Consider the following 26504-nt stretch of genomic DNA (forward strand, 5'->3'; position numbering starts at 1 on the left):
ATCGCCTTCAAACTCAATGTATATCTGGCAATGCAACCAGCTTGAGCTCAAAGTCCATATGATATTTTACAGTGCTTATACAAAGCCGGCGCCATCAACGCAGCTTACTTTTCAGACGAAGATGCCCCCTCGTCAGCAGCCACCTCTTCATATACAGGCTTGCCGAACTTTTTCTGACGCCATTCGTGATACCCCATTACAAGGTGCCATTGAATGGGGATGACAAACAGCGTCAGCAATGTAGCTGTACAAAGTCCGGTAACAAATGTGGACGCCATGGTTCCCCAGACTAACGAATAGCTGGGAATACCCACTGCCATGGGAAGCAGGCCGAGCATGGTGGTCAGCGTAGTAAGCAGGATTGGCCGCAGGCGTATACGCATGCCCTGAATAGCGGCGTCTGTTCTGTTCAGCCCTTTGCGGTAGAGCTTATTCATAAAGTCCACCAGCACCAGCGAATCGTTTACAACAACGCCAGTCACCCCGACTGTGGCTACAAAGCTGTTCACTGTAAGCAACGTTCTGGTGAAAAAGGTACCAAACACAACACCTGTCAGTGCAAATACAACGGCTGACAAAATGATAAGCGGCTGCACGTACGACTGGAACTGCGTAGCCAGAATCACGTAGATAATCAACAGCGCCATAAAAAACGCTATCATCAAAGACTGATAAGAACGCTGAGTGCTTGCAAACTCACCGCTGAAGTCCAGAGTTGCCCCCGGGTATTCGCGTTCGATACTCGTATAGTGCTGTTTTACGGCATGGATAATATACTGAGTAGAAATAGGCGCACCCGGTTTAATGTTTGCAGTCAAAGTAATAGCCCTTTGCCGCTGGTAGCGGTTCAACTGCCCTACTTCCTTGTAAGATGACACCGTACACAAGTCGCCCAGCCTTACGGGACCGCTGTTGTGTTCAAGAACAGGAACATCAAGCGCATCTTCCGGCCGCTGCAAAAAACCATTGTCGATTTTTAACCGCAGGTCGACATCTTCATCTGCCAGCCTGAATTCGCCCACAAACCGACCGTCCAGAACGGAGCCTGCCAGTCCTGCCACGGTGCTTGTATCAAGACCATATTCAGCCACACGGTCTTCTCTAGGACGAAAGCGGAAAACATAATTCGGCTGGCCGGTATCATCGGCAAGATCAATCAAGTGCGGCCCGATATTTTCCTGTTGCTCAAGGAAACCACGTATCTCAGCCGTAAGTTTGCTTACAGAAACAGGGTCGCTACCCAGAATACGGACATTCACATCCTTACCGACAGGAGGCCCGTCTTTTTCAGGCCGAACCAGAATACTCCACCCTTCCGGCGTCCGCTCTGCAACACGCTTGCGGATATCATCCAGATGCGCCTGCGGGTCATTATCAGGATAGTCGGCAAAATGCTGTTGCGATGTTACAGGCAATTCAACTGTTACCATGCCAAGATTTGAACCATGCACGGTCTGATAGTCCTCATCCAGATAATAACCAGCCACACCGGATGCGGAACGGGTCATGCCCGAGCCGAGACTTTCCATAAAGCGACCGAACTCACGAATCTGGTCAGAGGTTGTCGTGATAGGCGTCGCTTCCGGTGCTTCAACTGTAATATAAAACGTTGTGTAGCTATCCGGAAAAAACTTTATGCGCAGCAGGGGCATTACGCCACTCATTGAAACACCGAAAATAAACAGCGCCACGACAAATGCCATCAACACAGAGCCGAGGGTAACCCAGCGGAAACGCAGGGCGATACGCAAACCGCGTTCTGCAAGGTTCCTCAAGGCAATCATAAATGCTTTGTCTTCTGTATGCGCCGCGGCCCCCTGCATAAGTTTGCCTCTGCCCGGCCAGTCCAGAAAATGCAGCGGCAGGATAAACAAACATTCCACTAATGAGGCAACCAGCGCAAAGCTGATTGCTTTAGGAATAAGAGCAAAGAACTGACCTGTGGAGCCTGTCATGATAAGCATGGGCAGAAATGCCGCCACGGTAGTTGCCGTAGCAGATACAATAGGCAATGCCACCTCTGCAGTGCCGTCTACAACAGCATTACGCAGCGAGGCACCTTCCTGCACATGTCTGTAGATATTCTCCACTACAACAATGGCGTCATCCACGATGATGCCTGCTACAAGTACAAAGGAGAACAATGTAATCTCATTAAGCGAGTTGCCTGTCAGCTTCATCAGCACCATGGTCACCAGAAAAGCAAAAGGAATGCCCACGGAAGTGACCATGGCGTTACGAAAGCCCATTACAACCCAGATAACTGCGCAAACCAGTATAATACCAAGCAGCAAGTTAGAGCCCAGAGTGCTCATAGCCTGATCAATGTGTTTACGCTGATCCAGTGTAATGATGGCTTGCACGCCTTCACGCTCAAGCACTGGCTGATATTCCGCAAGGATGCGCTCTACTTCTTCGCCGATATCCAGCGCATTACCTTCATCAAGCTTCACCACGTTCACGGCAACGCTATCGCGGCCATTCACCGAAGCAATGACTTCCGGCTCTCTGTATGAAACAAAAGCCGCACTCATCACATCTTCCACACGCACAAAAGAGCCGTCACCATCGCGCCGGATAATGGTCTCCGCAATATCTTCACGGGTTCTGAAGCGTTCATCCACCAGCAGAACAAACTCTTTTCCACGGCTTGAAAAATCACCGGCAGGTACAGAGACGTTACTCTTCTGCAATGCTTCTGCCACTTCATTGAAGGTGACGCCGTAGCGGCTCATGCGCGTAGGATCAAGTTCCACATGGAACTCACGCAAATGTTCACCTTCTACATTCACTTCTTTTACGCCATTAAGCCGCTCAAGATGAATCTTCAGCTCTTCGGCCATCAAAGTAAGTGCGCGGTTGGAGCGGTCACCCACCAGATTAATGGACATGACCGGAACCCACACGTCCATATCAATTTTAATAAACTCGGGCGGGTCCATTTCTTCCGGCAGGTCATTCTGTATGGAAAGAACTCTGAAACGCAGCTCGTCGTATTGTGCGTCATAGTCCGTATCATCAATAAATTTGACTACAACGCTGGAGCGTTGGCGGTACGATGACGCCCGCACAAACTCCACGTTTTCAAGACCATCAAGAGCATCTTCAATCTTTCTGGTTACCAATGCCTCGACTTCATCCGGTGAGGCACCGGGCAGAACTCCCACAACAATTACTTTGCCCATATCCACGTTGGGATAACGCTCTACGGGTAACGTAAGCATACTAAAGGCACCGATGATGATCAGCAGAACAAACAGCAGGTTGAGCAAGACCGTCTGGCGCAATGTAAAGCGGACAACTGATTTCATTTTAATTCTCCGCTAGTTGCTTTTAGACGGACTAAGCAAAAACTGATCACCGGGCTTTACCTGAGCGGACCTGATTCGCATTGTCCCTTCTTTTTCACCTCTGCCCTGAACGAACACGCGCACTCTTTCTCCTGAAGGCAAAACAAGAAACCAGTCCTCATATGCTCTGGTCAGTGCGGATTCAGGCACAACCACGGAGCCGCCTTCATCAGCCATACTCAGTGACAATTCAGTGCGAAGCCCGCCGCGAAGATTTGCTCCTGAGTCTTCAATCTGCAAGTCTACGTTGATTTTACGGGTATCGGGATCAAAATCGGGAGAAACACGTTCGATAACGGCAGGAATGTGTACGCCAGAATCGGGCAGGAATAATTTGATGCCGGACATAGCCTTCAGCGCTTCAAATTCACGGACACTGAGGGCAAGCGGAACAAGCATGGTGCCGAAATCGCCGACAACGCCAAGCTCCTGTCCTTGTGTCACCCACTCTCCGGGTTCAACCTCTCGCTCTATAACACGCCAGCCTGCGGGTGCTTTGATCGTATGTCTACGCAACCGTTCCACAAGCGTCATTTCATCAATGCGCATGCGTTCCATTTGCTGCCGTGCAGTCACCAGATCGCGAATAATGCCATCAAGCTGGGACTGAGCAGCATGTTTACCGCCTACAAGGTTCTTATACCGTGACGACTCTTTCTCGTAGTAATTCACATCACTCTTCAGGCGACGCTGATCAGCTCTGTTACCTTGCAACTCAAGCTTGATAAACGTTGTATCAAGGTCAGCAAAAGCACTTTTCTCGTTAATAGCATCTCCCACGTCGGCATACACGTCGGTGCATCTGGCAGACACTTCACTAACCAGCACAAGGCGCGTACGCGGCCTTGTGAACCCTGTCAGAGTGACAGCCCTGTGTGCCTGTTCCGCTGAAAATGACGCCGCAGAAGAACTCTGTTCTGCAGCGTGCGCAGTTACGGCCTGCCCCAAGGCAACGCATATAAACAGCAAACTGCAGCAAAATTGCTTTACATATTTCAACATTTACCCCTCGCTACCCGTGCAAGGCTTATGACCAGATCAGGCACATTCTCCACCATTGCCTGAATTTCCCCCTGGCCAATCATCAACCCGGCACGACCGTTCAAAATCAAACTCACCACACCATGTACAAGAGCCCACATACTGCTTACCACAGTACCATGAGTACTTCCTGCAAAGTATCCTTCTTTCATACAATCAGAGACAGTCGTATGCAGCAGTTCTAAAGCATCAGTTGGCAATCCTTCAGGCAATGCCCCTGCATCGAACTCATAAAAAGGCGTTCTGAACATCAGTTCATAATATTCAAGATGCGCAAGACCATGCTGAACATACACTTTTCCGAGATGCTGCAATCTTTCAAGCGGGTCGGTAATTTCAGCACTGGGCATAAGGGCATCATTCAACAATCTGATGCCTTCACAGCGCAACTCCCACAATATTGCTTCCTTGCTCGGAAAATATCTATACAGAACAGCTGCGCTGCACCCTACATCGCGTGCCAGATTACGCATGGACACACTACCCACACCGTCATGGGCAAAAAGCATACGAGCAGCATCAAGTATAACCCGACGCTTGCTGTCATGCTTGACACTTCTTGCTTTTTTAGAGCGACTATCAACCATATAAAAGTGCTACCCCATGCTTCAAAAAAAGTAAACACTGTTCACTTTTTTTACGACACTGCAGGCCACGGCATAAAAAAAGCCGCCCGAAGGCGGCTTGTCGTGCTTATTTATTAAAATTTCATCTGAACTCAGCAATTACGCTGCGCAGACCACGTAACATATCAGCTATGTCATCAGCGCCGACAATCTCAGAAACCAACGCGCAGCACCGCGCACCATGAGAGGCGACCTCTTTGATATTACCAGCTTTAATACCGCCGATAGCGACGAATGGAATACTGTGATTTCCGACTACATAGTCCAGATATTCAAACCCTACAGGATCACAGACATCCTTTTTGGTTTTAGTAAAAAAGACAGGCCCCACGCCAATGTAGTCTACGCCTGCTTTTATGGCAGCACGGCATTGTTCCGGTGAATGCGTGGAAAGGCCGATAATTTTGTCGTCTCCGATAAGCTGTCGCACCGAGGCCACAGGCAAGTCTTCCTGCCCGATATGCACTCCATCAGCATCGCACAACATAGCGATCTCGATGTGATCGTTTACGATAAAACAGCAGCCAGCCTGACGCGTCAGTTCGCGGATAGCAAGGCACTCTTCAAACATCTCTCCTGCTTTTTTATCTTTTTCGCGATACTGAATTACTGTGGCACCGGCTTTTAACATTTCGGAAACCACCGTCACGGTACTACGACCGCGTGAAAGTCCGGCATCTGTAAGGCAGTATATATCCCAATCGGCCATATTCATCTTCATTACGACACTCCTACTTCGGGCCTTCACAAGAGCAAGCCCCCAGAATGCGGCAGAGAACCGCATCGGCCTGCATGGCAGCGGCCATAATAACTCTCGGCGCCATCGGTGGCAGCGCGTCTGAAACAGCAGTCTGCATATCGCCGACAATGACTCCGGCATCACGCACAGGGCGGGAAATCATAACTGGCCCGCCCCATCCTGCCATGCCTGAGGCACTTACAAAAAACACACTCCGGCTCAGACAAAATGCGGCAATCATGCTTTTGACTTCCGCATCGTCAACAGCCTCCACAAGCACATCGCAGCCGTCAAAAATTGTTGTCAGACCAGCCAGATCGAGCTTTTGTTCGTATACATGTAAATCAAGCTCAGGCTCCAGCTTACGCAGATTATCAGCAAGGGCCTGCACCTTGGGCATACCGAGCTGATCCGGCGTAAACCATTGGCGATTCAGATTAGACGGCTCTATACGGTCATAATCCGCCAGCACCAGCTTACGCACACCACTACGAACCAGCATGGCAGCGCAGTTAGAGCCAAGCCCTCCTGCTCCGGCAATGCCGACGGTCGTATTCTGCAAGGCAGCAATCTGAGCGCAGGTCAGATGCCGCTGAAGGCCATTCAGCAAATCACCCATGCTTACACCGCGCAGCCGCCATCCAGCGGGTGCCAGTCTTTGAAAACAGGTTGATAGCCCGCTTTCAGAATAGCCTGCACGACCTCATCTACCGAGCGCGGGTCTGAAATCTCGAACTGCCCAACGCCCTTGTCGTCATTTTCCGCATAACCACCTACCGAGGTGGAAACACCGGCACTCATGCGCGTAACGCCAAGCGGCATCAAGTTATCACGGAAGGCGGGACGTTCTCTTGTGGAAATGGTAATCCCGCAACGGGGCAGGAACAGACGCAGCGCCAGCATAATCTGGACAAGCGCTTTATCATCTACATCACAGGCAGGCTGGAAGCTGCCGGCATACGGCCGCATACGCGGCAGTGATACGGCAATCTCCACTCCGGGATAATGGTGCTGCAGCCACAGCGCATGCATACCGGTCATAAACGCATCACTTTGCCATTCGTCCAGCCCCAGCAACGCACCGATATTCACAGAACGCATACCGGCCTTACATGCCCGCTCCGGTGCACCAAGCCTAAAGTGGTAGTTGCTTTTCGGCCCTGCGGGATGAAGAGGAGGATAAATTTCTTCGTTGTATGTTTCCTGAAACAACGTCATCCCGTCGATTCCGGCATCACAAAGCCTGCGGTATTCAGCTTCAGTCAATGCATATACTTCTACGCTGAGTGACGGAAACAGCGGACGCAATACGGCTGCGCAATCGCACATATAGTCAACGGAAGCCTTTACCGGTGCTTCACCCGTAAGCAGCAACAGATGCTTAAGGCCAGTTGCGGCAATGGCCTGCCCTTCACGGCGTACGCCATCTGCATCCAGCTGCATACGATCTATGCCGCTGCATGCGTTAAAACTGCAGTACACGCACCTGTTCGTGCACCAGTTTGAAAGATACAGCGGTGTAAAAAGCTGGATAGTTCTGCCGAACTGGCGGACAGTCACATCACGGGCCTTTCGGGCCATAGCTTCCATATGCGGCCTTGCCGCAGGAGACAGCAGCGCAAGAAAGTCTTCCGGCGATAACGAATCCTTAGCCAAAGCAGTCCGGACCCGAAAGTCATCCGCAGCTAAGCAGGCAGCTTTAATATCAAGCTGCTGCATCTGCCGGACTACTTCATAAAAGCCCCCTGCATCCTGTGTTTTGTCATGCTGAGAAATCACACCAGATGCAGCGCGGCCACAGTCTGTTTCTGTCTGCGTATGCATGATTAATCCAAAAAGCCGAGCAAAGGTGAAGAGGCCTCGGCACGCCCGTCAAGCACAGCACCTGCGCCTGCAAGCCATGCACGACGACCGGCACGGACAGCTTCGCCAAAAGCAGAAGCCATACCTGCAGGATCGCCCGCAGATGCGATGGCCGTATTCACCAGACAGGCTGCTGCCCCCATCTCCATGGCTTCGCATGCTTCAGATGGCTTGCCGATACCGGCGTCCACGATGACAGGAAGTGAAATTTCATCAATCAAAATGCCGATCATCTCCTTGGTGCGCAGCCCACGGTTTGTACCGATAGGCGCCCCCAAGGGCATTACAGCTGTGGCACCTGCGTTCACAAGGTCCCGAGCTACGTACAGGTCCGGGTTCATGTACGGCAACACCACAAACCCCTCTGCTGCTAAGACTTCTGTTGCTTTTGCAGTTTCATACCCGTCGGGAAGCAAAAACCTGTTATCAGAGATAACTTCGATTTTTATCCAGTTACCGCATCCTGCGGCACGGGCCAGCCGGGCGATGCGCACGGCTTCATCAGCCGTGCGCGCCCCGGATGTATTAGGCAAAAGCTGCATGTGCTGCGGAATGTGATTCATCACATTGCCTGTTGCGGCCTGTAAATCGACACGCCGCAATGCCACCGTAATCACCTGAGCGCCGCTGGCGGCTGCCACGTCGGGAATAAGACTGTCGGAGCCATACTTGCCGGTGCCTATAAACAGACGACTTTCAAGCGAAACGCCGCCAAGCACCAGTAGATCGTTGTTGTTGTGTGTTGTGTGTTCCATTAGCCCCCTCCCACAAAATGCAGGATTTCCAGTTCATCCCCTTCATGCAGCGCCGTCGCCGCAAATGCGTCTGCCGGTATGATGGCTCTGTTCAGTTCCACAACCACCGCAGCTACATTCAGACCTCTACCCTTTAGCAGTTCACTAATGGTCAGTCCGGAAGGAACATCTTCCTCTTTGCCGTTTAACCTGATGATCATTCACACTGCCCCTTGATGACATAATTCCGCCTGCACAACGGCAGGCAGGCATCCCGGCGGGCTACGCTATCAATGCCCGAACTAAGCGGCACAAAAAAAGCGGCCTGCCCGAAAGACAAGCCGCAGATGTTCCGCAACGAAAAATCATGGCTTCCCTTCGGCAGTATTAACTGCATCAGGTTCAAGGGGTCAGAAGCTTTACGCTTCAATCTCAGCCTTACAAGGCCCCCCCAGCACAGGCGCACATGCATGCGCCCTGGGTCATATACAAAAAAAGCCGACTTTTGCCGGCTTGCATATGCTTGATATGTCTGCCAGCTTCCCTACGACGGTTTCCCGCATCAGGTTCAAAGGGTCAGAAGCGTTACGCTTCAATCTCAGCCTTACAGGCTCCCCTAGCTGTTTGAAAGCACAGTAGCTGAACGCCTGCACCCTGTAAAGCACCTTTTTGAAAAAACACCCGCTACACTAACAATAAAGCTCCGGCCGGAGAACCGACCGGAGCACCACTAATTACCCACGAAAGCCGCCAACCGGAGTGACGAAGCTGGTATTACAGGAATTTTTCCACATCGACATAAGGCATATCGAACGCTTCTGCCACTCCTTTGTAAGTAATCTCACCGGCAATGACGTTAGCGCCCAGCGCGATTTCATGACTGTCCTGCATTGCCTTCTTCCACCCTTTATTCGCAAGAGTCACAGCGTAGGGCAAAGTGGCGTTGGTCAAAGCCAGAGTGGAAGTTTTGGCTACAGCGCCGGGCATGTTTGCAACACAATAATGCACAACATCGTCCACTACAAAGATGGGGTCCTTATGTGTGGTCGGGTGCGAAGTCTCAAAGCAACCGCCCTGATCAATGGCTACGTCTACCAGTACAGAACCGCGCTTCATTGTCTTCAGCATTTCGCGGGTGACAAGGCGCGGAGCCTTGGCACCGGCAACAAGCACCGCACCAACAACCACGTCAGCCTCGCGCACCAGCTTACGAAGCGTGGCAGGCGAAGACATCAGCGGGAAGCAGTTGGCAGGCATAATATCGCTAAGGTAACGCAGGCGGTCAAGGTTCATATCAAGGATATATACCTTCGCTCCCAGCCCGCATGCCATTTTAGCTGCGTTGGTACCAACCACACCGCCACCGATAACAACAACTGTTCCGGGATCAACACCGGGAACACCGCCCAGCAATACGCCATGGCCGCCCTGAGTCATTTCAAGGTACTTGGCACCCTGCTGAATGGCCATACGCCCTGCAACTTCACTCATGGGAGTAAGCAGGGGCAGGCTTCCATCAGGCTTCTGAATGGTTTCGTAAGCGATGCATACGGCCTTACTGTCGACCAAAGCTTTAGTGAGAGTTTCATCTGCTGCAAGATGAAGGTACGTAAAAACAATCTGCCCTTCGCGGATAAGGCCATACTCGGACGGCAACGGTTCCTTAACGTGCATGACCATATCTGCACGCGCAAAAATTTCCTGAGGAGTCTCTACAATCTCAGCACCCGCTTTGATGTAGGCTTCATCCAAAAAGCCGCTGCCCTGACCGGCATTTTTTTCAACAAGTACAGTATGTCCGTTATGAATCATCACTTCTGCCCCGGCGGGGGTCATGGAAACGCGGTTCTCTTCGGACTTAATTTCTTTCAGAATACCTACGATCATAGCGTAATCCTCCACGCTGAAAATACATATTAAAACAGGCAAGAAGCCTGCACACCCTTATCGGGAATAAAGCAAACACCTTGCCAGAATTCACAGCACGGGGACACTGCACTTTCGATATAGTCAACAAAGAAAAAAGATGTTTAAAAACAAAACATTATTCACGCGACGCTTGAACAGGAAGTAGCAATACGCCACTGGTAATGAGTGATCGAACAACTTAATATGGTAAAAAAACAAACCATCACACCCCACAAAGAAACATAACAACATATTATAAAAGAATAAAAAATATTGGAATGAAATAAAACCAAATGGTTTGATTTCATTCCACAACAACACCTAACTTGCGCATTTTTGCCAGTAACGAAGAATGTGAGACTCCTAAAACCTGCGCAGCCTTACGTATGCTGCGCGAACGCCTTAATGCATCGCGTATGATGCCGCGTTCAAACTCTGCCACAGCTTCGCGCATTCCTGATGCCGCAACAGGCGTGTACCGCGCCACACTGCGCGCCATACCGGCTTCAAGCTCATGGCTGAAAAGGATATGTGACTCTCGTACAAGTTGTCCCGTACACAAAATAGCAGCCCGCTCAACAACGTTCTTCAATTCACGCACGTTGCCCGGCCAGTGATGCGCCCGCAACTTTTCCAGTGCATCCGGAGTAAGAGAGCGAGCGGGCTGATCCAGTCGGGTTGCAAGGCTTAAGAGGAAGTGGTCCACAAGCAGCGGAATATCGTCAAGGCGCTCTTTCAACGGAGGGATGTGAATAGGCAGCACATTGATACGATAGTACAAATCCTGACGGAAACGCCCCTCTTCTACCAATCGTTCAAGAGTCCTGTTGGTGGCTGTGATGATACGGGTATCGACAGATACTTCCTGCGAACCACCAAGGCGACGCATTCTGCTTTCCTGAATTACACGCAAAATTTTTACCTGCGAGGTCAGAGGCATATCTCCTATTTCGTCCAGAAACAGAGTTCCCCCGCGGGCAACTTCAAAAAGCCCTTGTTTTCCTTCACGCCTGCCGCCGGTAAATGCTCCGCGCTCATAACCAAAAAGTTCACTTTCCAGCAGCTGCTCCGGCAAGGCTGCGCAGTTCACCGGCACAAAAGGTCCGCTACGCCCGCTTGCAGAATGAATGGCTCTGGCAAAAAGCTCCTTACCTGTGCCACTCTCTCCGCGGATGGAAATAATGGAGTCCGTTGAAGCGACCTTTTCCGCAAAGCTGATAGCAAAAGCGATGGCGGCATCCTGCCCAACAATATCCCCGAAGCTGACCTGCTCAGGGTCTGTGATTGAACGTGCCAGCTGCCGGATTTCACGCATATCACGCGCAAGCTCCACCGCACCGACAATACGGTCATTTGAATCTCGTATCGGACGACGGGTTACAAAGTACTGAACCCTGCCACCCGGAGTGGTAACTTCCCGTTTGGCGTTAAGCAGTTCCTTGCCCTCCAGGCATTCCAACAGGCCATTATCCGGAAGTCCTAATGAAGAGAGAGGTTTTCCCACTGTATCCAGATCGCATCCGTACACGTCGCGGGCTACGGCATTGATGGCAGTCACTCTGCCTCGTGAATCTATAGAAAGAACACCGTCACTGATATTATCCAGAATGACAGTAAAGCGCTTTTCGCGTTCTTCACCCGGCAGTGTCTCGACAATACGAAACTCCAAAACGTCAGGAATCTTCGCCAGCACATCAAAAAGTGCTGCACGTTTTACCTCTTCATCCCATTTCTCCGCTTCTATATAAACATAGGCCTTGTCTGTTTTCCGCTCCACCTCCATTGACGCAATGGTGAACGCGTGCCCTGCCAGCAGCGCAGACAGGTCTGAAACAATCCCGACACGGTCTTTAAAAATCAATTCAAGCTTCAGCTTCATTTGGCCCTCATACTCATACAATACCTGCTGGTTACAACAACAGACAGCGGCAAACTGGCAGGAATAGCGCAAGTAAAACACTGTTTTACAAAACAAACAAGCCTGCAGGAGCATAACTCCCGCAGGCTTTTACGGCGAAAAAAACGAACACACAATCAAGAATCGCGATGCATTTTTTCAAAAGATTCAAAATAATTGAGAACAGCTCTTGTGGGCCCGTAAACCGCAAAATCTTCACCGCTCTCCAACGCCCAGCGTTGAGTACCATATTCATAATGCCACCACTCACAAGAATAGTTCACAAAGCCTGCCTCCAGCATCACGGAGTACAACAGCCGTCTATTTTTCAGGGCTTCTGTCTCTCCTGCGGTCAACGGCACTCCCTGTGAAGCTTTCTCTTCCAGATGGCAGGTGTATGAAATCCGCTCCGGATAATCAAAAGGAGAGCCGAAAAACAGCATCTTGCCGTCACGTGTGGCAAGCGCAAGGTCAATGGCGCCACCCGTAACATGTGGTGAAGGAGCTGAGGCATCAAAGCTGGGACGAGCAACATATTGTTGCGTCAGTTCATGCAGCTCGGCATCTGTCGCATCTTTATATGCTCGCGACAGGGCACTTCTGCAACGTTGAAAAAGCACAGTCTGCACCTGAGGACTACGCCATGCATCAAGCACAACCATACGCAGTCCTGCCGGCAGCAAATTGGCTGCACAAAGCAATTTTTCAAAAACTTCAGCCCGAGCATAGCATTCCGGCAACGCTCCACCGATACCGGCTTCAAAATACGCTGAGCGCACCAGTATTTTTTCCGGCACAAGAGACAACGGCACCAGCGGCTCTTCATTCTCGGCTATTGAAACTGCATAGACATCATTCCAGTTGAAGTCTTTTGCACAAGGTATCGGCACTTCGGTTCTATTCTGCATACAACTCTCCGCTATAGTCGCCGGAGCAGGCACACAGACTATACTCCGGCGACCCATTTTGCCGCTAATATCCGAGCATATGGGGCAGCCAGATGGAAATCTCCGGCACCAGAATCAGCAACAGCTGACATGCCAGAGCAACAAGAACAAACGGCCAGATGTGGCGGAACATCTTTTCAAGCGCCACGCCGCCCACCGAAGAAACAATATAGACACAAGCCCCCATAGGCGGTGTGATAAGCGCAATTGTGATGTTCAGAGTCATCACGATACCAAAATGATACGGATCAATACCCGCTGCTACTGCCAGAGGAGCAAAAACAGGAGTCAGCAACACCAAAGCTGCAATCTCTTCCATAAACATGCCCACTACAAACACAATAAGGCTGATAAGCAGCAGCACCTGTGTAGGCGTGGTTGCATACTCCATAATGACAGGCGCCATAGACTGGGGCACCTTTTCTGCAGACAGAATCCAGCCGACGATAGTTGCCGCGCCAATCACAACAAAGATGACACTGGTAAGGCGCACCGTATTGGAAAACGCTCTCAGAATCCCTTTGATTGTAAGCTCGCGCGTCCACAGTAAGCCCACGATAACTACATACAGGCTGGCAATCGCACCGGATTCCGTAGGAGTCATAAACCCGAACAGAATACCGCCGATAATAATGCCGGGAGCAATAAGAGCTGCCATGGCCCCCGCAGTAGCCCGCATAAGTTCGCGGCCGGAAAAAGCAGAGTTAACCGTGGGCAGATTCAGCCTGATGGCACTGATGCGGTGCATAATCATAAAGGCTACGCCCAGCAGCAGACCGGGGATAACCCCCGCCATAAACAAGCCACCCACATTGGTCTTTGTCATTGCCCCGAACAGAATCATAAAGATGCTGGGCGGGATAATGGGACCGATAAGAGAACTGCCTGCAGTCAGACCCGCTGCATACGAATCCGGATAGCCACCTTTTTTCATGGCGGGAATCATGATTGACCCTACGGCAGAGGCATCCGCCGCAGCGGAACCGTTCACACCCGCAAAAATGATACTGGCAACAACTGTCACGTAGCCCAGCCCACCCTTCAGGTGCCCCACCAGAGCCTCCGCAAAGCGAAGCAGCCTGCTGGTCAGCCCTGCGCAGCCCATCAATTCGCCCACCAGAATAAAGTACGGGATGGCAAGAAGAGAAAATGGCTCCATGCCCCCGTAAAACTGCTGCACCATCAGGCGAAGCTGGTTGGCATCGCCAACGTAGGCAAAGCCAGCCAGCGCCGTACACAGCATGGCAATAAACAAAGGTAGACCGGTAGCCAGCATGGCAAAGAAGACAAGCAGTAACAGTACACTCATGGCACATCCTCCCTTGCCGGACTTTGGCCTGAATCTTCAGGCTTCTGTGCCAGAGCATCAATAGCTACAAACTGCTGCAGGCTGTATTCGATAAGCATCAAAGCCATGCCCACCGGAACAGCCATCAACGGTATCGCCTTCTTAATCCCCAACGTCATGATGGTAAAAAGCCTCATCTTGTAGGCGTATGCTCCGCCAAGCCAGATCATAATCCCCAGAATGCTTACAAACACAACCGTACGAAACGCAACGGCCAGTTTTCTGGCATTAGGGGAAAGCTTATCCACAAGAATATGAATAGCCATATGCTCTCCGCGCTTCAGTGCAGGAGCTGCAGCCAGCATGACCATCCAGACGAGTGTGACCTTGGCTAGGTCGGTAGTCCATACAGGCGCTCGGTAAAAACGTGAAAACACGCCGATCATGACCGAGGCCAGATTGACAACAAGGAGCGCCCCTGCCCCCACAAGACAAAGGCGCTCCAAAGTGTCTGAGGCTTTTTGGCAATAAGTGCCCATTCGCCTCATACTATTTTACTCCCTCGTTGGCTTTTTTTGCATCTTCCATGGCATGGTCAATCCAGCTCTGGTCAATCTGCCCGCTAAGCCACTTGATATACGAGGGGCTGCCAAGCGCTTTGAACTGTGCCATTTCTTCGGCATTGGGGGTATATACCTTCATGCCTTTATCAGCCAGAAACTTCACACGATCATCAACCTGCGATTCAACGAACTCGCGGGTCTTTACATTGGCTTCGTGCGCGGCTTTTCTGACGAGCTGCTGGTCTGCAGCAGACAATGAATCAAGGAATTCACCGTTGATCAGCAGAAACTGGTCGGAGTACTGTACGTTTGCAAGTGTCAGGTACTCCTGAACTTCATACAGGCTGCCGATGATAATGTAGGTAGGGGGGTTCATCTGGCCGTCAGCAACGCCGGTTTTCAGTGCCAGATACACTTCAGTCCACGGAATGGGAGTGCCGGATGCGCCAAAAGCTTCATACATGGCAACCTGGCTGGCATCCATAGCGCGGAACTTCATCCCTTTGAAATCAGCAGGAGACTTGATGGGCTTTTTAGAAGTAAAAGCAATAAAGCCGCCCTCTTCCACTACTGCCAGCAGCTCAATGCCGGTACGCGAACGCAGTTCTTTGTTTGCCTTTTCCATAAAGGAGCTGGAATCAAAAAACTTGTGCGCAGCAGCGTAGCTTTCGAACATAAAGGGGATGTTTGTTGCGAACATTTCGGGGAATACGGTTTCCATACCGCCAAATGAAGCCACGTTAATCATGGGGCCGGTCATTACCTGCTCCATGCGCTGCTGTTCGTTGCCCAGCTGGCTGTTGGGGTACAGATCAATGATGATTGCACCGGCAGAGGCTTTTTCCACCAGTTCCTTAAATGTACTGGCGTAAGCATGTACCGCGTTGTCTTCAAGGCTGGGGGGGCCGTTGTAGCACATCTTGACCGTGGTAGCCGCCATTGCTGCCACAGGTACCGCCAATGCCAGTACCAATGCCATCAGAACCCGTTTCATGCCCGACGAATACAGTCCAGTACGTTTCATGGACGTCCTCCAAAAGATAAGGTTAAACCGCCCGGTGCCGGATTGTGCTCTGCCCGTTATCGGCCGGACATCTGTCAGGCCGTAACACACCGGCATACGCCGTCATCCGCCCTCAACACCGAAGCCGCCGCAGCTTTTCAGACACGGCGAATAATTACCGCTCATCCTCCACATAAAATCGCGGCACTCTGGCAAGCAGACGCGAAGTAACCTCGTAGTTGATTGTCGAGGTCAAACGCGCATGCTCATCTGCTGTTACCGCTTCTGTTCCCTGTCTGCCGATAATGGTGACAATATCCCCTTCGGCAACGCCTTGAATGTGTCCCACGTCTATCATTGTCTGGTCCATACACACCCTGCCGACAACTGAAGCACGTCTGCCGTGCAACAGCATCTCGCCCTTTGACGACAACAGGCGCGGATACCCGTCAGCGTAGCCTACAGGAACCGCTCCGATAATCGTTGGCGTGCCGGTAGTATGTGTATGCCCGTAGCTGACAGTAAAGCCGGCAGGTACGTTTTTCACACTGCTTAAGCGGGCTCTCAGACTCATCACCGGCTCCAGATCAAAGCCTGCTTTATCCATTTCTTCTGACGGGTTGAGCCCATAAAGCATGATGCCGGCACGCACCATATCAAAGTGCGCGTCAGGCAACACCATGATTCCGGCACTGTTTGCCGCGTGAATGCATAACTTTTCACGCGCCCGCTCCGGTAGTTCGGACAGTGCCTGAGTAAAAATTTCCAGTTGCCGTCTTGCGGTAACCGGCACCTCTGCGTCGCTGGCTGCAAAGTGTGTATAAACGCCTGTTACCGCCAGGCTAGGACGCGCTTTAAATCCTTCGTAAATTTTCCCCAGCGGAACAGCGCCATGGTTACCTGTTGCCAGATATCCCAACCGGCCCATACCGGTGTCGATCTTCAAATGGACACTGACAGAGGGAGAGACGCCAGCAGCCTTTAAAACAGTACCCAATGCATCCGCATATTCGTCGGAGTGAACTGTCTGTGTCAGATTGTGCTGTGCCAGCAATGGTGCATGATGAGGGGGAGTCGGACCGAAAATAAGTACCGGCTGTGTGATACCGCCGTTTCGCAGTTCAATAGCCTCTGCAATACGGGCAACGCCGAACGCCGCAGCCCCTTCCTTGCTTAAAGCCTGAGCAACCTGCACCGCGCCATGTCCATATGCATTGGCTTTTACAACTGCCATGACATTAACTGCAGAAGTAACGTGCGCCTTCACAGCAATAAAATTTTTGCGCAAGGCACCAAGGTCAATCTCTGCCCACAAGGGTTCTGCAACACTATTCACACTAATCAAAGGCACGCCCTCACCATAAATAAATATTGCATTGCAATACTTTTTATCATATTACAATTGTACATATTGAAGCAGAACTGTCAACACGAAGATTGACACTGGCACTGTGCAACCAATCAGCGATCTAATCCCAAAAACAACAGTATGTTATTGTTCAGGGAGTATGCGCCATGCCAAAGCAGCCTTCAAAAAAAGTAATGGATTCTTTGCCAGCCCCCCCCAAAAAACGTACCGATCCGCTTTTTGTAAGCTCATTGGAAAAAGCAGTGCAAGTGCTGGAAGCCTTCGACTCCACATCGCGCAGCCTGAGTCTTTCTGAACTCAGCACAAAAACCGGCTTTAACAAAAGCGCCGTGCAACGATTTCTGTATACATGGGAAGCCCTTGGCTATCTAGAGAAAGACCGCGATACAAAGCGTTTTTCGCTAAGCCCTAAAGTCATGTCATTGAGTTACCACTATCTGAAAGGAAAAAGGCTGGTAGAAGTAGCAACGCCTATTTTGCTTGAAATACGGAAAAGGCTTGGTTGTCCGGTATATCTGGGCACGTTATACGAAACTGACATTATGTATTTGATACGCCTGCCCCAACGCTTTCTTCTTTTGGAAAGCACCCTGCCTGGCAGACGGGTGCCTGCCTTTTGCGGCGGCAGAGCATTCTTATCCCGTCTGGATAAAAACACGGTAAAGACGCTGCTGGAGCAGTCTGAACGCCAGCAATTGACCCCATATACGATCACGGGAGGAGCGGAAAACATAAATGAAGTCGAAAAAGCGAAGCGCCTTGGCTACGCGGTTTCAAAACAGGAACAGCTGATCGGCGAAATTTCCGTATCTGCAGCTGTGGTAAACAGCTCCGGAGAGCCTATCGCAGCAGTATACGCATCAGCCGACTGCTCCGAGTGGGATGAGGAGAGAATTCATACCGAGTTAGCCCCTGTAGTATTAAAGGCCGCTGCGGATATCGGATTGCAATTTTAACTATCCTTACAACGACACCGTACCGGCAGGATGAGTTTTTTATCTATAACCTATGCCTTGTGCTCTCCCTCTCCGCATAGCTTTCTACTGAAGAAAGCGCTACCGGCTTGCTCTTTTTTACTCTCTCTTAATTAGCAAAGCCTGCCTGCTCACTATCATCCATAAGATAACACACCGCAATTAAAATACTTACTTCATCACATCAAAAGAAGACTAACAACGCACTTGCCGAAAAAGGAATAACGAGTCTATCTTTACGAAACTACGTTGTAAGTCAAAAAACTAAACAACCAGTTCCCGGACAAGATATCTCGCCATGAAAAAATACAAATGGCTTAAGCCCTCCTTAACAGTTTCTCTTATCTATATTATTTTTGGGTTCTTATGGATCACCCTATCTGATGCATTGCTGCTTTTTTTCGTTTCTGATCAGGAAACATACACGACACTACAAACATGGACAGGCTGGTTTTATGTTATTATCACCGCCTTTTTAGTATTTCACCTTACCTCACGGGGCCTGCGTAAGGTAATGCAACAAGAACAGGAAATTTCTGAAAGCCGGGCCCGCCTTGCTCTGGCCCTAACCGCAGTACGCGATGGCGTATGGGACTGGGATGTCAAACGTAATGCTGTATATTTCAGCCCTCGTTACTATGAAATGTTAGGCTTTACTCCTGATGAGTTTCCGGCAAGTTTTGAGGCTTGGCGCTCGCTTCTGCACCCTGAAGACAAAAAACGTTCTGAAGCTATCATTGCTGACTACCTGAAAAAGATACCTCCGCAAGGGATACCGGATACATTTTCCACCGAGTTCAGATTACGCACAAAAGACGGAAATTGGCGCTGGATATTATCCCGCGGGCAAATAGCTGCCAGAGATACTAGCAACCTCCCTGTACGTGTCATCGGCACACATGTGGACATCACCGAGCGAAAGGAAACAGAAGAATACCTGCTTCAATCAGAAAAAATGATATCCATCGGCGGGCTGGCTGCTGGCATGGCTCATGAAATCAATAATCCTCTATCCGGCATCAGCGGCGCTGCCCAAAATCTTAACAGCAGATTACTTTCGGACAATGCAGCCAACAGAAAAGCCGCGCAGGACTGTAATGTCTCGCTTGATGCTGTGCATGCCTACCTTGAGCAAAGGCAAATTCCCAGAATGGTACAAGGTATTCTGGAATCAGTTGAGCGAGCTTCAACAATAGTTAAAAACATGCTCGCATTCAGCCGTAAAACCAGCAGGAGCTTCAGCTATCATTCGGTGGAAGAACTCTTGGAAGCAACAGTACAGCTAGCTTCAACTGATTATAATCTGAAACAGCATTACGATTTCCGCCAGATTACAATTCTTCGCAATTATGAACCTAATACTCCTCAAATAGCGTGTGATGGCAACCAACTGCAACAGGTGTTTCTTAATATTTTAAAAAATGCGGCAGAAGCTTTGCATGAAAAAGGCATTCCTGAAAGAGCACCAGAAATAGTTCTTCGTCTCCACACGGAAGCTGATCATGTTGTAATTAGCATTGAAGATAACGGCCCGGGCATGAACGACGCGGTCCGAAAACGCATTTTTGAACCATTCTTTACAACAAAATCAATAGGATATGGCACAGGATTAGGACTTTCTATTTCTTACTTTATCATCACAAATGAGCACAAAGGAGAAATGGAGGTTACTTCCTCCATCGGTAACTGGACAAAGTTTACCATCCGCTTGCCAGTGCATAATGCCGAGCTAACAAAACAGCAGCTTCAAACAAATGAAACGCTACTCGACACATAGAGATATTTACAAAGCAGATTTAAATGCGAATTTACTACAAGCAAAACAGACTATATAAAAATAGAACTGGCAATGATGATCGGCTTTCTGTCACCGACAACCTGTTATATTTACTCTCTGCAAAAAAACGCTCAAGGCTTATTTCTTTAAACGAAGTGAACTCCGTTCTCTTTAACAAACACCATTCTATCGGCTGTTCAATCAAAGCACCACTATGGAATGTCGGCTGGTATCATCAACCGCAGTGGTATGAACTTTTTAAAGGGGAGCAGGTTTATCTTCCTCAATGCGTGTTATTTACAGACGGATCAGCAACCTATGCAGTTGTAGTTATTGAGGGTGAATTGGAAATCCGAATCTGGAGGGACCCCAATCGTTTGAACCGCAGCAAAGAGGACTGGTTCTCTCACGAACCTTTAGTGTTAATAAAAGAGCTAAATCTTGTTAGAAAAAGTTTTGACGTATTACTAAAACACATACAAAAGGAAGATGCCTACGAAGCCAGAAGTCCTAAATTCCCTTAACTGCAAACATAAAGGTGATCAGCCATGGCTTCCACTCATGCAGCGAATAGGTGTATTTTATTTTCTTTCCACAGCACGCTACGTTAGATATGCGTTCCGATAACCGCTACACACTTACCACTTAGGAGCATTTTATGGATTTTTTACGTGTTCTGATTGCCATCCTGCTTCCTCCCCTCGGTGTATTCCTGCAAGTAGGCTTTGGGGGAGCGTTCTGGCTTAACATTCTGCTGACTCTTTTGGGCTATATTCCCGGCATAGTCCATGCCGTATGGATTATTGCCAGACGCTAGAAACTAAAAAGCAAAACAGACTGGCGGCTGAGCGACTCAAGCCCTCTCCTGCCAAGCCTGATGCATACAAATACAAAAAAGGCGAAGCCACCAGGTGGCTTCGCCTTTTTATTTACTACGGATAGTCCGGTATTCACTAGAACGGAACGTCATCCATACCGCTGACTTCAGACGGAAATGCAGGGCCCATGTCATCAAAACCGTTGTCTGCGGGGGGAGCCTGATGGCCTCCGCGCTGCTGCTGCGGCTGCTGGAACGAGCGACGCTCGCCACCCTGTGCAGGCGCACCTGCGCCGTCACCGCGACGGTCAAGGAACTGCACACGCTGTCCCTTAATCTCGGTGGTGTAACGGTTCTGACCTTGCTGGTCCTGCCATTGTCTGGTCTGCAGGCTGCCTTCTACGTACACCATGCTACCTTTAGACAGGTAGTTGGCGCAGTTTTCAGCCTGACGCTGGAACACAACCACGGTGTGCCATTCGGTAGTTTCCTGACGGTTGCCTTCGCGATCGGTATACGTTTCGCTTGTGGCAATACGCAGACGCGCCACAGGAGTTCCGGATTGGGAATATTTAAGCTCGGGATCGGCACCCAGCCTGCCTATGAGCATCACTTTATTGAGCGACATGAGAAGTCTCCTTACTGTATCTTGTGTCTTCCTACGCTTTCGCGAGTTCTTTTTCAAGCTCTGTAAGAGCTTCTTCCAACCGGTCACTCAGTGAGTTTGCCAGCTTGGGGTCCCAGTCGCCCAGAGCGTCTTCCAATTGCTGCATCAAACCGGCCAGTTTCTGCACTCCCGGCTCTAACAGAAGCTTTATCTGCTTATCCCAGGGAGCAAACCGGCAACCGTCATCCAGCTCACGCACAAGATCCAGCACACCTCTGGCCTCTTCAGGCCTAGGTTCGGAGTCACCCCATACCTGAGCATACAACAACGGCCATGTGCGCTTTACGTCTTCATGGTCGAACGTATACGCCATCACTCTGATCTGCAGCACTTTTCCCATTGGTTACTCCTTTTCTACCCACTCGGTCTGAACGCGCATGACCACTTCTTCAATAGTAGAAAGCTGGTCAGGGGGGCATACGCCGATAAGCGGCTGCCCTGCGTCCACGTTTTCATTATGCTGAAAGTACACTGCATAAATAACGCCCTCAGGGCCTTCATAGTGCAATGGAGTTTCACGCTTCATGCGGGACATGATGAACAGTTCCATCCCGTTCTGCACAGTAACCGATTTCGGACCGGAAACTTTTACTTTTTTATCTATTTCAGGAGTAAAGTAATACTTTGCCCGTTCCGGTGCAGCAAAAAGATGCAGCGCCTTCTTCAGAATAATACCTAGCACTTCCTGCTTGGAAAGGTAGTGACGGATGCTGACCAGCGGTGTTCCAGCCTCGACAAAAGTTCCTTCGTGCTCACGGAATATCTGTTTTACAGAGCCTTTTTCAAAAGCATGAATCGGCTTTACGTTACGCTCGCGCTCAATAGACGCCAGCAGTGTTCCGGGAACCTCTTTCCACGTACCGGACGGTCCGCGAACTTTTTTGCCTTCTTTGACAGGCGCAAAAGTCACCACGCCGGTATGGGGAGCCACAATAGTCTCTTCTTCGTAAGGAGAGGCTTTTATCTCTTCGAGCAATTTCGAAATATCAAGCACGGTTGTCACCCGTTATCCTTGTTGCGGGCCCTTACGGGCCCCCAATTATCTTCCAGTTGGCTTCTAGCGGTAATAAAGGTTGCGTCCGCCCATGGTCAAAAGAGCCTGACGCAGGTTATGCCTTGCTTCTCTGCGGTCCCAGATACCCTGAATATGTCCACGGCTAAGCGCTTTAAAAGCGTTGTGGTAATCAGGCGGGATATCCATACCGGTGGTCTCTTTGATAACACCGCGACCGGCAAAACCGATATTCGCGGAACGGATAGAGAACTGGTACGGCGAACAACCAAGGAAGCTTGCAAGAGGTCCTGCGTACGAATTGGTGTCGTACACAACCAGATAGAGGCCGCCTTCTTCTATGTAACGGCGCACAGCCATGGTGCAACGCGGCATCTGAAGAACACCGTTGGTGCCCTCCTGAATACGGATGCCCGCAGTGCCGTGAACATAGGCGATAAAAGGAAAACGTTTTTTCTTGGCGCGCTCTGCTGCACGGATAAACTTTTCACCCTCTGCAGCGCCTACAGAGCCGCCACGGAACGGAGCAGTAAGCATGGCAACAACAACTTTAATATTGTCGATACGCGCTTCAAAGGTCACGCAACCGGATTTCTGACCGGTTTTCTGCTTGGCCTGATCTAGCTTGACATCAAAGCCTTCAAACCCGAGGGGGTTGGCGGCTTCCAGCTCGGAGTTAAATTCAAACACCGAGCCGTTATCAAAGATATTGTGGACAAACCATTTGTTTTCCATCGGGAAATGGTGTCCGCAGTAGTTGCAGACACCGGCAAATTCACCGAACAGATCAGGTGCCCACAGGTCAAGGCAGCCATGCGTTGCGGCATTGGGGCAGGTGACAGTGCGATCGTCTTTAGCTCTGGGGCTGACATAGCGCCATTCGCCGTTACGCTGATCTTCCTGATCCCACTGCGAAAGCATGGTCAGCTCTTTTTCTTTATCCTCTGCAGCCTTGTTGGTGCCGGGTAAAGAACTGCTGATCTTACGCCACGGGCTGAGTAGCTTGGTCATCAGCACACGAGCTTCCGCGTCCACTTCTTCCACGGCATAGACAATACGCTGCTGGTGCTTACGCCACAGATCATACTTGAAATAGGAGTATACATCCCAGCCGAGATCGTATCCCCATTCCCATATTTTGCGATGTGCGGGGCGTCTGTCGAGGCAGGCCTGACGTGAAAGGCGACGGAACTTGCGATGACGCTTCATGACCAGACGGTCACGGGCGTTGGAGGACAGACTCCAGCGAACATAAATGTTGTCAAAATCAAGAGGAGCGCCCTTCTTACCGCGCCTGCGGCGCAGAGCCATAGCACGGAAAGGAGCAAAGCCCTTAACGCTCAGGATGACTTCGTCGGTAGCGCGGATAACTTCCTGCCGCACAGAACGGAAGAAGTCATAGTGATAAGGGCGCGCACCAAGAGAAGGTTCATCAATCACATGGTCAATGTAGCCCATGCGCTTGTTATCAGCAGCAGTGATACGCAGCTGACGAGCGCACTTTTCGATAAGCTCCGGAGTCGCTCTCTGGCCGTCTCTCAGACGACCTTCAATGGCGGCTGCGCCTTCTGGCGAAATAACCGAATAATAGCCGTGAGACAGCATCAGACGGGTATCGGCAAGGCCGATAGCTTCCGCACCGCCGGAACCGCCTTCAGAGAAGACAGCAACAACAGGTACGCGCAGCCCTGCCATTTCATACAGGTTGCGTGCAATCTGCTGTGCTGCACCGGGAGCATCTTCGATAGGGAACGAACCAGGAGTGAATACGTAGGTATGAATCGGAATGTTTTCCGTTTCAGCAACCTTCATATAGTGCAACGCCTTGGCGTTACCCCACGGTTTTACAGAGCCCCCGTTACGAAACTCTTCACCGTGGCCTTTTTCCTGCCCGATAACCATAACAGGCTGGTGGTAGGTCTTTTTGCCGCTACGACGGGTGATGTAGGCCCGGGCAATCAGCATACTGGGGTCGATGCTGTTTTCGTCCTTTCCACCGATTTCGGTGTAGTTGTCGTATACGTTTTCAAGGAGATCACGCAGACACACACGCTGCGAATGACGCACAATACGCACTCTGTCCATGGGAGTCAGCTCTTCTTCAAGCTTGCGCTCCACAAAATCGAACAGATCCTCAACAGTAGCCACAGCAGACTGCTGCTCGGAAGCAGACAGATGTTTTTCCCTCAGCATCAGTTCATGCAGCTTGCTTTCAAGCAGGCGGAGATTTTCTTCCTGCTTGTCAGTAAACACGTCCCGAATGTAGTTCAGACGGTCATTCAGCTGATGCAATTTCTTATCAAGATCCATATCGCTCCTCCCCGCTTACGGGGATAATGCCTTATTTAGGCTGCGGCCTTCTCTTTTTTCAAAGTTGCCGCATATACGCTGTCAGTCATGACAGCCAGACCAGTACGGTACCCCAAAGAAACAAAGCCATGGCAGAACCTCAGCAACAACAAGGCTGCTGCAAAGCGCTGGCCATAACTGACAGTGTTTAAAACTTCAGAATATCCGCAGTCTTTTTACGCAAGAAGTCAATATTCGTACGCATAGCCCCAGCTTGATTAGAACCGTCCAGAGTCATGGAGTCCAGCACCTCAATGCCGCGCTCCTTCACTTCTGCAAGGTCTTTCCCCCACACAATGGCAAGGGCAAGGTTAGGGTCAAATTCCGTAGGAATGTCGTACGGCTTATCCGTAGGAACATGCGTATGCATCGAAAGCCAGTCGCACTCGTTCCAGCGGAAGTTTTCGATTCTCCCTACCCACGGGGTAAAGCGCGAGTCAGGATCTTCCGCGATAATGCGATACTCGATGCCCACTCCCTCAAAGGTAATGTCGCCCTGAGTATATCCTAAAGGATCACCAAGCCCGACTCTGATCTGTTCTGCAATAATGTCTACACCATCTTTGCCGTGGATACGGGCGATGGCAGCAGACACACCGTTTTCAACCTGAATACGGGTATTTACTTCCATCAGGAAGGGGCGCCCGTCACGTGAAACAATCCACTCCCATGTCCCCACGTTGTCGTAGCCGACCTTACGGGCCATGGCCAAAGAATGGTTGGTGATATCTTCAAGCAGCTGATCAGCATCAAAACCATATGAAAAAGACGAGGAATCAAATCCCGGTGCGATTTCTACACGTTTTTGAAGGCCGGTAGACTGAATGGAGCAGTTACGCGTACCGAAATGGACCGGATTTTTACCACTTCTGTCAGAAACAATCTGAACTTCTAGGTGGTTGAAGTCATTTACGCGTTGCTCGATAAGAACACCTTCGTCATTGAACTGACGAAGAGCATAGTTGCGGATACGGCGATATACGGAACGGAAAAGGTCGAGGCTGTGAACTTCCTCGATACCCATGCCGCCACCACCTGCGGAAGCCTTTACCAGAACCAGCGGGCGCTCAACGCCCTGCTCTTCCTGAAATTCAAAGAGCGACTGGGCTACTTTTTCGGCTTCCATTTCATCATAGATGGGTTTGTCAGAACCGGGAACGGTAGGAACGCCAAGGCTACGTGCAAGACGCTTGGTGTTAATCTTATCACCGAGTTCGCGGATAACCCGCCATGAAGGGCCAATGAATATCAGTTTACGTTCGCGCTGCGAAACACGCCGCGCGAATCTATAGTCTTCAGCAAAAAAACCGTAGCCGGGATGCACGGCAGTTGCGCCGGCTTCATCCGCTACGGAAAGCAGTTCGTTTGCATCGTGGTATGAAGAAACGCGAAAAAGGCTTTTTTCGCCACCGAGTTCACGTGCAATACGCACATGCCCCGACTCGGCGTCTTCAGCCGTATAAACGCACACAAAATTCAGGCCAAGTTTACGGCAGGCCTGAACGATGCGGATGGCTATTTCCCCTCGATTCGCCACCAGCACCTTATGATCGGTATTCTGCACCAATATCCCTCGACTG

General features: G+C 50.4%; 24 protein-coding genes and 2 riboswitches. Of the genes, 4 read left to right on the top strand and 20 right to left on the bottom strand.

What is annotated here, in order from left to right; all coding sequences use genetic code 11:
• Positions 1-104: 104 nt before the first annotated feature.
• The 15 genes from ACK5LI_RS06115 to alr form a co-directional block, all read right to left on the bottom strand.
• Entirely contained in the window at positions 105-3311 is a 3207-nt protein-coding gene (locus ACK5LI_RS06115) for an efflux RND transporter permease subunit (protein ID WP_416947249.1), read from the bottom strand.
• A gap of 12 nt (positions 3312-3323) precedes the next feature.
• On the bottom strand, positions 3324-4352 hold the full coding sequence (locus ACK5LI_RS06120; protein ID WP_416947251.1) for an efflux RND transporter periplasmic adaptor subunit: 1029 nt from the start codon (positions 4350-4352) through the stop codon (positions 3324-3326).
• Positions 4346-4978 carry a TetR/AcrR family transcriptional regulator gene (locus ACK5LI_RS06125; protein WP_416947253.1) on the bottom strand — a complete coding sequence of 211 codons (633 nt, stop codon included), beginning with the start codon at positions 4976-4978 and terminating at the stop codon, positions 4346-4348. Before ACK5LI_RS06125 ends, ACK5LI_RS06120 begins: the two co-directional genes overlap by 7 nt.
• A gap of 121 nt (positions 4979-5099) precedes the next feature.
• Positions 5100-5738 (bottom strand): thiamine phosphate synthase, encoded by a 639-nt coding sequence (thiE, locus tag ACK5LI_RS06130; RefSeq protein ID WP_416947255.1) that lies wholly within the window; start codon positions 5736-5738, stop codon positions 5100-5102.
• Between the two features lie 10 nt (positions 5739-5748).
• Entirely contained in the window at positions 5749-6375 is a 627-nt protein-coding gene (thiF, locus tag ACK5LI_RS06135; RefSeq protein ID WP_416947257.1) for a sulfur carrier protein ThiS adenylyltransferase ThiF, read from the bottom strand.
• A 2-nt stretch (positions 6376-6377) separates the two neighbouring features.
• Entirely contained in the window at positions 6378-7580 is a 1203-nt protein-coding gene (gene thiH, locus ACK5LI_RS06140; protein ID WP_416947259.1) for a 2-iminoacetate synthase ThiH, read from the bottom strand.
• Positions 7581-7582: 2 nt separating this feature from the next.
• Positions 7583-8374 (bottom strand): thiazole synthase, encoded by a 792-nt coding sequence (locus ACK5LI_RS06145; protein WP_416947261.1) that lies wholly within the window; start codon positions 8372-8374, stop codon positions 7583-7585.
• Positions 8374-8574: a sulfur carrier protein ThiS gene (thiS, locus tag ACK5LI_RS06150; protein WP_416947263.1), complete on the bottom strand. Its 201-nt coding sequence runs from the start codon at positions 8572-8574 to the stop codon at positions 8374-8376. Before thiS ends, ACK5LI_RS06145 begins: the two co-directional genes overlap by 1 nt.
• Before the next feature lie 135 nt (positions 8575-8709).
• Positions 8710-8816: riboswitch (TPP riboswitch) on the bottom strand.
• Positions 8817-8877: 61 nt separating this feature from the next.
• Positions 8878-8981: riboswitch (TPP riboswitch) on the bottom strand.
• Positions 8982-9127: 146 nt separating this feature from the next.
• Positions 9128-10240: an alanine dehydrogenase gene (gene ald / locus ACK5LI_RS06155; RefSeq protein ID WP_416947265.1), complete on the bottom strand. Its 1113-nt coding sequence runs from the start codon at positions 10238-10240 to the stop codon at positions 9128-9130.
• A 325-nt stretch (positions 10241-10565) separates the two neighbouring features.
• Positions 10566-12140, bottom strand: coding sequence for a sigma 54-interacting transcriptional regulator (locus ACK5LI_RS06160; RefSeq protein WP_416947267.1), 1575 nt, complete (start codon positions 12138-12140; stop codon positions 10566-10568).
• Positions 12141-12295: 155 nt separating this feature from the next.
• Entirely contained in the window at positions 12296-13066 is a 771-nt protein-coding gene (locus ACK5LI_RS06165; RefSeq protein WP_416947269.1) for a M15 family metallopeptidase, read from the bottom strand.
• A 64-nt stretch (positions 13067-13130) separates the two neighbouring features.
• Positions 13131-14414, bottom strand: a complete 1284-nt coding sequence (locus ACK5LI_RS06170) for a TRAP transporter large permease (protein WP_416947271.1) — start codon at positions 14412-14414, stop codon at positions 13131-13133.
• Positions 14411-14932 carry a TRAP transporter small permease gene (locus ACK5LI_RS06175; RefSeq protein ID WP_416947273.1) on the bottom strand — a complete coding sequence of 174 codons (522 nt, stop codon included), beginning with the start codon at positions 14930-14932 and terminating at the stop codon, positions 14411-14413. The genes ACK5LI_RS06170 and ACK5LI_RS06175 overlap by 4 nt, the downstream gene beginning before the upstream one ends.
• A gap of 10 nt (positions 14933-14942) precedes the next feature.
• Positions 14943-15980 carry a TRAP transporter substrate-binding protein DctP gene (gene dctP / locus ACK5LI_RS06180; RefSeq protein ID WP_416947275.1) on the bottom strand — a complete coding sequence of 346 codons (1038 nt, stop codon included), beginning with the start codon at positions 15978-15980 and terminating at the stop codon, positions 14943-14945.
• A 154-nt stretch (positions 15981-16134) separates the two neighbouring features.
• The gene (alr, locus tag ACK5LI_RS06185; RefSeq protein ID WP_416947277.1) at positions 16135-17310 is read right to left on the bottom strand and encodes an alanine racemase; all 1176 of its coding nucleotides are present in this window, start codon (positions 17308-17310) and stop codon (positions 16135-16137) included.
• Positions 17311-17474: 164 nt separating this feature from the next.
• Between alr and ACK5LI_RS06190 the strand changes: the two genes are divergently transcribed.
• The 4 genes from ACK5LI_RS06190 to ACK5LI_RS06205 all read left to right on the top strand — a co-directional run bounded on the left by ACK5LI_RS06190 (position 17475) and on the right by ACK5LI_RS06205 (position 20896).
• Positions 17475-18284 carry an IclR family transcriptional regulator gene (locus ACK5LI_RS06190; RefSeq protein ID WP_416947279.1) on the top strand — a complete coding sequence of 270 codons (810 nt, stop codon included), beginning with the start codon at positions 17475-17477 and terminating at the stop codon, positions 18282-18284.
• A gap of 316 nt (positions 18285-18600) precedes the next feature.
• A complete protein-coding gene (locus tag ACK5LI_RS06195) occupies positions 18601-20079 on the top strand; it encodes a two-component system sensor histidine kinase NtrB (protein ID WP_416947281.1) in 1479 nt (492 codons plus the stop codon).
• Positions 20080-20102: 23 nt separating this feature from the next.
• Entirely contained in the window at positions 20103-20603 is a 501-nt protein-coding gene (locus tag ACK5LI_RS06200) for a hypothetical protein (protein WP_416947283.1), read from the top strand.
• Positions 20604-20737: 134 nt separating this feature from the next.
• Positions 20738-20896, top strand: a complete 159-nt coding sequence (locus ACK5LI_RS06205; protein ID WP_416947285.1) for a YqaE/Pmp3 family membrane protein — start codon at positions 20738-20740, stop codon at positions 20894-20896.
• 136 nt (positions 20897-21032) lie between these two features.
• Here the strand turns inward: ACK5LI_RS06205 and ACK5LI_RS06210 are convergent, their stop codons facing one another.
• The 5 genes from ACK5LI_RS06210 to ACK5LI_RS06230 form a co-directional block, all read right to left on the bottom strand.
• Entirely contained in the window at positions 21033-21524 is a 492-nt protein-coding gene (locus ACK5LI_RS06210; RefSeq protein ID WP_416947287.1) for a single-stranded DNA-binding protein, read from the bottom strand.
• 31 nt (positions 21525-21555) lie between these two features.
• Positions 21556-21903: a hypothetical protein gene (locus ACK5LI_RS06215; RefSeq protein WP_416947289.1), complete on the bottom strand. Its 348-nt coding sequence runs from the start codon at positions 21901-21903 to the stop codon at positions 21556-21558.
• Positions 21904-21906: 3 nt separating this feature from the next.
• Positions 21907-22557 (bottom strand): biotin attachment protein, encoded by a 651-nt coding sequence (locus ACK5LI_RS06220; RefSeq protein ID WP_416947534.1) that lies wholly within the window; start codon positions 22555-22557, stop codon positions 21907-21909.
• Positions 22558-22620: 63 nt separating this feature from the next.
• The gene (locus tag ACK5LI_RS06225) at positions 22621-24885 is read right to left on the bottom strand and encodes an acetyl-CoA carboxylase carboxyl transferase subunit alpha/beta (protein WP_416947291.1); all 2265 of its coding nucleotides are present in this window, start codon (positions 24883-24885) and stop codon (positions 22621-22623) included.
• 187 nt (positions 24886-25072) lie between these two features.
• The gene (locus ACK5LI_RS06230; RefSeq protein WP_416947293.1) at positions 25073-26488 is read right to left on the bottom strand and encodes a biotin carboxylase N-terminal domain-containing protein; all 1416 of its coding nucleotides are present in this window, start codon (positions 26486-26488) and stop codon (positions 25073-25075) included.
• Between the last annotated feature and the right edge of the window lie 16 nt (positions 26489-26504).

It is taken from the genome of Oleidesulfovibrio sp., assembly GCF_047973035.1.
Classification (GTDB): domain Bacteria; phylum Desulfobacterota; class Desulfovibrionia; order Desulfovibrionales; family Desulfovibrionaceae; genus Oleidesulfovibrio.